The organism is Actinotalea sp. (assembly GCF_041597215.1).
Taxonomy (GTDB): domain Bacteria; phylum Actinomycetota; class Actinomycetes; order Actinomycetales; family Cellulomonadaceae; genus Actinotalea.
In genome coordinates this window covers 1-8,514 of record NZ_JBFHHB010000137.1, presented here as the reverse complement: position 1 = coordinate 8,514, position 8,514 = coordinate 1, and the positions used below count along the sequence as shown (strand labels likewise).

Here is an 8,514-nt window from a genome sequence, read left to right as displayed (position 1 = left end):
CTGGAACCACGGCATCGAGGGCCCGGCCCGCGATCCCGGCGTCGGCATCGAGATCCTCCCGCTGCGGCGTCAGTCGATGCGCAACCTGCTCGCCACGCTGCTGCTCTCCGCCGGCGTGCCGATGCTCACCGCGGGCGACGAGGTCGGCAGGACCCAGCAGGGCAACAACAACGCGTACAACCAGGACAACGAGATCTCCTGGATCGACTGGGAGCTCTCGCCGTGGCGGGAGCACCTGTTCTCGACGGCGCAGCACCTGCTGCGCCTGCGCCGCGAGCTCCCCGCGCTGCGCGCCGACCGCTTCTACCGCGGGGTTCCGCGACCGGACTGCGAGGACCCCCGACCCGACCTGTACTGGCGCAGCGCCGCGGGTCGGCCGCTCGAGACGCACGAGTGGAACGACCCCCACGTGCGGACCATCCAGATGGTCCGCACCGCCTGCGACGGCTCCGCCGTGCTGCTCCTCATCAACGGTGCACTCGACCCCGTCTCGGTCGAGCTCGCCGAGGGCGTGCCGGAGTGGCACCTGCGGTGGGACTCGACGACCGAGCACCCGGACGACCTCGAACGGCCCGGCGGGCCGGCGGCGAACGGCAACGGCGCCGTCCGGCCCGGAACCTCGCTGCTCGTCGAGGCGCTGTCGGTCCGGCTGTACTCGGCCCCGGCGGCCCCGGTCGCTCCCCTCGAGGACTGACGACCGGCGTCCACGAAGCGGCGTGCCGGCGGACCAGGTCCGAGAAATCGCCGTGTTCCTGGGCTCCGGACGTGCCGACTACGGATCACGGTCGGTAGGTTCAAGGGGTGACCCCGCCCACGCAGCCCCCGCGCCCGTCCCCGCCTCCCGGCCGCTCCGGCCGATCGGGTCGTCCGGCCTCGGCCGGCGGCTCGGGAAAGAGCCCCAAGCCCGGCCCTGCGAAGGGCGCCGGGCCCACGGCCGCCGCACCCGCCGCACCCGCCGCGCCCCCTGCAGCCGCACCCGCAGCACCGAGGGCGGACGCGGTGCCGGCTGCACCCGCTGCACCCCCGGCGCCTGCCGTTCCCGGCGTGCGGTCCGTCGGCCGGATCCCGGTGGTCGACGTCTCCCCCGTCCTGGAGGCCGGCCGCTGGCCGGCCAAGGCGGTCGTCGGCGAGGCCGTCGAGATCGGCGCTCGCGTCTTCCGTGAGGGCCACGACGCCGTCGCCGCCACGGCCGTGCTGATCGGTCCGGACGGGTCCGAGCACAGCCGGGTACCGATGACGCGGGTCAACGCCGGTCTGGACACCTGGCGCGCCGACCTCGTCCCCGACGCGACCGGGGCGTGGACCTTCCGCGTCGAGGGCTGGTCCGACCCGTACGCGACCTGGGTGCACGACGCGACGATCAAGATCGATGCAGGGGTGGACACCGAGCTGATGCTCGCCGAGGGCGCTGCCCTCCTCGAGCGGGCCGCCGCACGCGAGGGGTTGCCGTCGGAAGCGGTCCAGGCCCTGTCGGCCGCCGTCGCCGGCTTGCGGGACACCCACGTGCCGCCACGCCGACGCCTCGAGGCGGGCCTCGCCGCCCCCGTGGTCACGGTGCTCGACGCGCACCCCGTGCGCGACATGGTCTCGTCCTCACCGGCCTACCCGCTCACCGTCCAGCGAGAGCTCGCACTGGCCGGTTCCTGGTACGAGATGTTCCCCCGCTCCGAGGGCGCCACCTACGACGCCTCGGCGCGCTCCTGGCGCTCGGGCACGCTGCGCACCGCGGCCGAGCGGCTGCCGGGGATCGCCGCGATGGGCTTCGACATCGTGTACCTCACCCCGATCCACCCGATCGGCACCACGCACCGCAAGGGCCGCAACAACTCGCTCACCTGCGCCCCCGGCGACCCGGGCTCGCCGTACGCGATCGGTGCGCCCGAGGGGGGCCACGACGCGATCCACCCGGACCTGGGCACCTTCGAGGACTTCGACGCCTTCGTCTCCCGTGCCAGGGGCCTGGGCATGGAGGTCGCCCTGGACCTGGCCCTGCAGTGCTCACCCGACCACCCGTGGGTCACCGAGCACCCGGAGTGGTTCACGACCCGCCTCGACGGCTCGATCGCCTACGCGGAGAACCCGCCCAAGAAGTACCAGGACATCTACCCCGTCAACTTCGACAACGACCCGGCGGGGATCTACGCCGAGGTGCGGCGGGTGCTGCAGGTGTGGATCGACCACGGGGTCACCGCCTTCCGGGTCGACAACCCGCACACCAAGCCGCTCGAGTTCTGGGAATGGCTCATCGCGGACGTCAACGCTGCCCACCCGGACGTGATCTTCCTCGCCGAGGCCTTCACGCGTCCCGCGATGATGCACACCCTCGCCAAGATCGGCTTCCACCAGTCGTACTCGTACTTCACCTGGCGCAACACGCGCGAGGAGATCGAGGAGTACCTGGAGGAGGTCTCCGGACCGGCGGCCGCGTACATGCGGCCGAGCTTCTGGCCCACGACGCACGACATCCTCACGCCGTACATGCAGTACGGCGGGGCACCTGCCTTCGCCATCCGCGCGATCCTCGCCGCGACGGGAGCACCGACCTGGGGCATCTACTCGGGCTACGAGCTCGTGGAGAACGTCCCGCGTCCCGGCGTCGAGGAGCAGATCGACAACGAGAAGTACGAGTACCGGCCCCGGAACTGGGTCGCTGCCCAGCAGACGGGGATCCCGGACCTGCTGACGAGGCTCAACGCGATCCGCAAGGAGCACCCCGCCCTGCAGCGCCTGCGCGGCCTGACGGTGCACCCCACGGGGAACGACGCCGTGATCTGCTTCTCGCGCCACGTCGACGCGGCCCAGTCCCCCACCGGGCGCGCGGACACCGTCCTGGTGGTCCTCAGCACCGATCCGCACCACACGCGCGAGACGGTCGTCCACCTCGATCTCGAGGCGCTCGGCGTCGAGGTCGACTCCCCCCTTGTCGTCCGGGACCTCCTGTCCGGGGAGTCGTACACCTGGGATGCCGACCCCTTCGTCCGGCTCGACCCGTGGACCCGCTGCGGTCACGTCCTGACCGTGGAGCGTTGATGAGCACCGATCGCCCCAACGAGCCGGTCCCCGTCGACACCGGAACGATGCGCGCCGTGGAGGTCGCGGCCTCCCCCCCACCGGTCGATCCGACCCGGGCCCTTCCGCCGCGCCCCTCGGCCACGACCCACCTGCCGTCGATGTCGCCGAGCCCGCTCAGCGACGACCCGGAGTGGTACCGGACCGCCGTGTTCTACGAGGTCATGCTGCGCTGCTTCGCCGACTCCACAGGTGCCGGCTCCGGTGACCTGCGCGGACTGATCGAGCGCCTGGACTACCTCCAGTGGCTCGGCGTCGACTGCCTCTGGCTGCCGCCGTTCTTCCCCTCCCCGCTGCGCGACGGCGGCTACGACATCGCCGACTACACCTCGATCGCGACGCAGTACGGGACTCTCCAGGACTTCGCCGATCTCATCGAGGCCGCGCACGCCCGAGGGATGCGGCTCGTCATCGACCTGGTGATGAACCACACCTCGGACGCGCACCCGTGGTTCCAGGCCTCGCGGTCGGACCCCGAAGGCCCGTACGGCGACTTCTACGTGTGGAGCGACGACAACACCCGCTACGAGGACGCGCGGATCATCTTCGTCGACACCGAGACCTCGAACTGGACCTTCGACCCGGTCCGTCGTCAGTACTTCTGGCACCGGTTCTTCAGCCACCAGCCCGACCTCAACTTCGAGAACCCGTACGTGCGCGAGGCGATGAAGGACGTCGCCCGGTTCTGGTTGCGCATGGGGGTCGACGGCTTCCGCCTCGACGCCGTCCCGTACCTCTTCGAGGAGGAGGGCACGAACTGCGAGAACCTCCCGCGCACCCATGAGTACTTGCGCGAGATCCGGGCGATGGTCGACGAGGAGTTCCCTGGTCGCATCATGCTCGCCGAGGCGAACCAGTGGCCGGAGGACGTGGCGGCGTACTACGGCACTCCCGAGGAGCCCGAGTGCCACCTGTGCTTCCACTTCCCGGTGATGCCCCGCATCTTCTACTCGATCAAGGACCAGCGAGCGGCCCCCATCGTCGACATCCTGGCCGACACCCCGGACATCCCGCTCGGCGGCCAGTGGAGCACCTTCCTGCGCAACCATGACGAGCTCACCCTCGAGATGGTCTCGACGGAGGAGCGTGCCGCGATGTACGGCTGGTACGCCCCCGACCCCCGGATGCGCGCCAATGTCGGGATCCGGCGTCGCCTCGCCCCGCTCCTGGACAACTCGCGTGCGGAGATCGAGCTCGCCCACGCCCTGCTGCTGTCCCTCCCCGGCAGCCCGTGCCTGTACTACGGCGACGAGATCGGCATGGGCGACAACATCTGGCTGCCGGACCGCGACGCGGTCCGCACCCCGATGCAGTGGACCCCTGACCGCAATGCGGGCTTCTCCACCGCCGATCCGGGCAAGCTCTACCTCCCCGTCGTCCAGTCCCTCGTGCACACCTACGCGGCGATCAACGTCGAGTCTCAGCTCGCCCAGACGACCTCGCTTCTGCACTGGGTGCGCGGGATGCTCACCATCCGGCGCAAGCACCCCGTCTTCGGGAACGGGGACTTCGTCGCCGTCGCGTGCGACGACGAGTCGGTGCTGGCCTACCTGCGGCGCAACGCCGAGGAGACCGTGCTGTGCGTCGCGAACCTCGCCGCGACGCCACGCTCGGCGACGCTCCGGCTCCCGGAGCACCTCGGGCACACGCTGCACGACGTCTTCGGCGGCGCCGCGTTCCCCGAGGTGGCCGCCGACGGCACCGTGGGGATCACCCTCGGGTCGCGGGACTTCTTCTGGCTGGCGATCGGCCCGCCCGAGGTCACGGACTGATGGCGCCGCCCACGGACGGGGTCCCGGCGATCGGTGGTCCGAGCGAGCCCGACGTCCTCGCGCTCCTGCTCGGGTGGCTGCCCGGCCGCCGGTGGTACCCGGCCAAGGGGACGCAGTCGGCCCCCGAGCCGGTCGGGGTCATCGAGCTGGTCGACCCGCTGGGCGCCGGCCAGGTCGGCCTGCACCTGTTCCGGCTCGGCTCGGGAGCCGTGCTGCAGGTCCCCGTCGTCCTGCGCGCCGCCGCCGGCCGACCGGAGGCGCTGGGCACCGTCCGGCGCGAGGGCGTGGACCTCGAGGTCCTCGACGGCTGCGCCGACCCGGCCTTCCTCCGCGCCTGGCTCGGCCTCGCCCGCCGCGAGGGGGGTCTGCCGCCCGACCTCGTCGCAGGCGACCTGGACGCCCCTGGCGCCGCACGGGTGCTGTCGGGCGAGCAGTCCAACACCTCCGTGCTCCTCCCCCGTGCGGAGCCACCGGCGATCCTCAAGGTCTTCCGCGTCGTGACGCCCGGGCACAACCCGGATGTCGCGGTGCCCTCCGCCCTGCACGGCGCCGGATGGACGGGGGTGCCACGCCCGCTCGGCTGGCTCAGCGGCTCGTGGTCGGCCGAGGGCGCCACGGAGGGCACGACCGGCGACCTGGGCGTGGTGAGCGAGCTCGTCCTGGGCGCCCGGGACGGGTTCGAGCTGGCCTGCGCCCGCGCCGGAGCCGGCGAGGACGTGAGCGGGCTCACCCACGAGCTGGGCAGGACCACAGCGCAGCTGCACTCGGCCCTGCGCCGTGCCCTGCCGACCGAGCAGGGCCCCGCCGACGTCGCGGCCGTGGTCGGCACACTGCGAGCCAGGGCCGCCGCGGCGATCGACGCGGTCCCGACGCTCGCCGACCGGGCCGAGCGGGTGCTGGGCGTTCTCGATCTCGTGGGCACCGTCGGCACCCTTCCCGCCCTGCAACGGGTGCACGGCGACTACCACCTGGGCCAGGTCCTCCACTCGCCGGACCGCGGCTGGTTCGTCCTCGACTTCGAGGGCGAGCCCTCGGCGTCCGCTGCCGAGCGGGAGCGCCCCGACCTCGCTCTGCGCGACCTGGCCGGCATGCTCCGCTCCCTGGACTACGCGGCCGCCGTCGGCGGGGCCGGCGATCCGGGATGGCTCGAGGCGGCCAGGTCCGCGCTGACCGAGGGCTACCGTTCCGAGTCCGCCGCCCTGGGCTCGTCGACGGACATCCCCGCTCAGACGACCCTGCTCCGGGCGCTCGAGCTCGACAAGGCCCTCTACGAGGTCGTCTACGAGACGCGGAACCGGCCGTCGTGGACAGCGATCCCCCTCGCAGGAGTCGATCGCCTGCTCGCGAGCGACGAGAGCTGAGCGTCGGGGCCCACCGCTCGTGACCGGATCGTGACGCCTCGGGACGCCGAACCGGGCGCCGCTGTGTGCGCCGAGCCGCCGTCGGTGCCAGGGTAGGACCATGACGACGACGCCCTCCCCACGACCGGTGTTCACCGAAGAGCTCGACGCCATCGCCGCGGGGGTGCATCAGGATCCGCACCGCATCCTCGGGGTGCACCTGGACGAGGGCGTGGTGACGGTACGGACGCTGCGCCCCCTGGCCGACAGCGTGGTGGTCCTCACCGCCGACGGCGAGCACGAGGCCGTCCACGAGCACGGCGGCGTCTGGGTCACCGCGTTCGCCGGCACGGCGATCCCCGACTACCGGCTGCGCGTGACCTACGGCCAGGACACCACGACGACGGACGACCCGTACCGCTTCCTGCCGACCGTCGGCCCGATGGACCTGCACCTGATCCGGGAGGGCCGTCACGAGGAGCTCTGGACCGCGCTCGGGGCGAACGTGCGGCACTACCCCGGTCTGATGGGCGACGTGACGGGGACCGCGTTCGCGGTCTGGGCACCGAACGCCCGCGCGGTCCGCGTCGTGGGCGACTTCAACCACTGGCAGGGCACCCCCCACACGATGCGCTCCCTCGGCGACTCGGGTGTCTGGGAGATCTTCATCCCGTCGGTCGGTGCCGGGACCCGGTACAAGTACGAGATCCTCAGCCAGGACGGCTCGTGGCGGCAGAAGGCCGACCCGATGGCCCAGGGAACCGAGATCCCTCCGGCGACGGCGTCCGTCGTCGTGGAGTCCGACTACACCTGGTCCGACGACGCATGGATCGACCGGCGCACCTCACGCGACCCGCACTCGGGCCCGATGAGCGTCTACGAGGTGCACCTGGGTTCATGGCGTCCGGGACTGACCTACCGCCAGCTCGCCGACCAGCTCACCGAGCACGTCGTGTCCACGGGCTTCACCCATGTCGAGCTCATGCCGGTCGCCGAGCACCCGTTCGGCGGGTCCTGGGGCTACCAGGTGAGCTCCTACTACGCGCCGACTTCGCGCTTCGGGCACCCGGACGACTTCCGGTACCTCGTGGACCGGCTGCACCAGGCGGGCGTCGGGGTCCTCCTGGACTGGGTGCCGGCGCACTTCCCCAAGGACGAGTGGGCCCTGGGCCGATTCGACGGGACCCCGCTGTACGAGCACCCGGACCCGCTGCTCGGCGAGCAGCCCGACTGGGGGACCTACGTCTTCAACTTCGGCCGCAACGAGGTCCGCAACTTCCTCGTGGCCAACGCGACCTACTGGCTCGAGGAGTTCCACATCGACGGCCTGCGCGTCGACGCGGTCGCCTCGATGCTGTACCTGGACTACTCCCGTAGCGCGGGGCAGTGGCGTCCCAACGTCCACGGCGGCCGGGAGAACCTCGATGCGATCCGCTTCATCCAGGAGGCGAACGCGACGGCCTACCGCCGCACGCCGGGAATCCTCATGATCGCCGAGGAGTCGACGGCCTGGCCGGGAGTGACCACTCCGACCGACCACGGCGGCCTGGGCTACGGCCTGAAGTGGAACATGGGCTGGATGAACGACACGCTCCGCTACCTCGCGGAGTCCCCGATCAACCGTCGGTACCACCACAACGAGATCACCTTCTCGATCGTCTACGCGTTCTCCGAGCACTTCATCCTGCCGCTGAGCCACGACGAGGTCGTCCACGGCAAGGGCTCCCTCATGCACAAGATGCCAGGGGAGCACCTGGAGCAGGCGGCGGGGGTCCGCTCCCTGCTCGCCTACCAGTGGACCCATCCGGGCAAGCAGCTGCTCTTCATGGGCTGCGAGTTCGGGCAGACCTCGGAGTGGGACGAGGGTGTCGGCCTGCCCTGGCACCTGCTGGACTACTCGACGCATCAGGGCATCCGTGCCCTGGTGACCGACCTGAACCGCTTCTACCGGGAGGAGCCGGCCCTGTGGGCGCTGGACTCCAGCCCGTCAGGGTTCGAGTTCATCGACTCGCAGGACGCCGACCACAACGTCCTGACGTACATCCGACGCGACGGGACCGGCCGGACGGCCGTCGTCGTCGTCAACTTCGCCGGCACCTCGCACGAGGGCTACCGCCTCGGCCTGCCCTCGGGCGGCGCCTGGCGCGAGGCCCTCAACACCGACAGCGAGGCCTACGGAGGCTGGGGGGTCGGCAATCTCGGGCGGATCGAGGCCCACGACCACCCGACGCACGCGCAGCCCTGCTCGGCGAGCATCCGGGTGCCGGCACTCGGCGTGGTCGTCTTCGTGCCCGAGGGCCAGGAGCCCGTTCAGGCCTGAACGTGGTCGAGGG

At 71.6% G+C, this 8,514-nt stretch carries 4 protein-coding genes and 1 pseudogene; all 5 read left to right on the top strand.

The features are described from left to right. A pseudogene (locus ABWK99_RS10505) lies at nt 1-694 on the top strand (glycogen debranching enzyme GlgX); the annotation flags it as partial. A gap of 305 nt (nt 695-999) precedes the next feature. Further along, nucleotides 1,000-3,030: an alpha-1,4-glucan--maltose-1-phosphate maltosyltransferase gene (locus ABWK99_RS10500; protein WP_372594653.1), complete on the top strand. Its 2,031-nt coding sequence runs from the start codon at nt 1,000-1,002 to the stop codon at nt 3,028-3,030. A 140-nt stretch (nt 3,031-3,170) separates the two neighbouring features. Beyond that, complete coding sequence (gene treS / locus ABWK99_RS10495) at nt 3,171-4,841, top strand: maltose alpha-D-glucosyltransferase (RefSeq protein WP_372594654.1); 1,671 nt, start codon at nt 3,171-3,173, stop codon at nt 4,839-4,841. Continuing rightward, entirely contained in the window at nt 4,841-6,202 is a 1,362-nt protein-coding gene (locus tag ABWK99_RS10490) for an aminoglycoside phosphotransferase (RefSeq protein ID WP_372594652.1), read from the top strand. The genes treS and ABWK99_RS10490 overlap by 1 nt, the downstream gene beginning before the upstream one ends. Nucleotides 6,203-6,302: 100 nt before the next feature. Further along, nucleotides 6,303-8,501 (top strand): 1,4-alpha-glucan branching protein GlgB, encoded by a 2,199-nt coding sequence (glgB, locus tag ABWK99_RS10485; protein ID WP_372594651.1) that lies wholly within the window; start codon nt 6,303-6,305, stop codon nt 8,499-8,501. The last annotated feature ends 13 nt before the right edge of the window (nt 8,502-8,514 follow it).

Bases quoted from the DNA above. Each gene is read 5' to 3' on its own strand.
- treS (WP_372594654.1), top strand. From the start codon at position 3,171: ATGTCGCCGAGCCCGCTCAGCGACGACCCGGAGTGGTACCGGACCGCC.
- ABWK99_RS10490 (WP_372594652.1), top strand. From the start codon at position 4,841: ATGGCGCCGCCCACGGACGGGGTCCCGGCGATCGGTGGTCCGAGCGAG.
- glgB (WP_372594651.1), top strand. From the start codon at position 6,303: ATGACGACGACGCCCTCCCCACGACCGGTGTTCACCGAAGAGCTCGAC.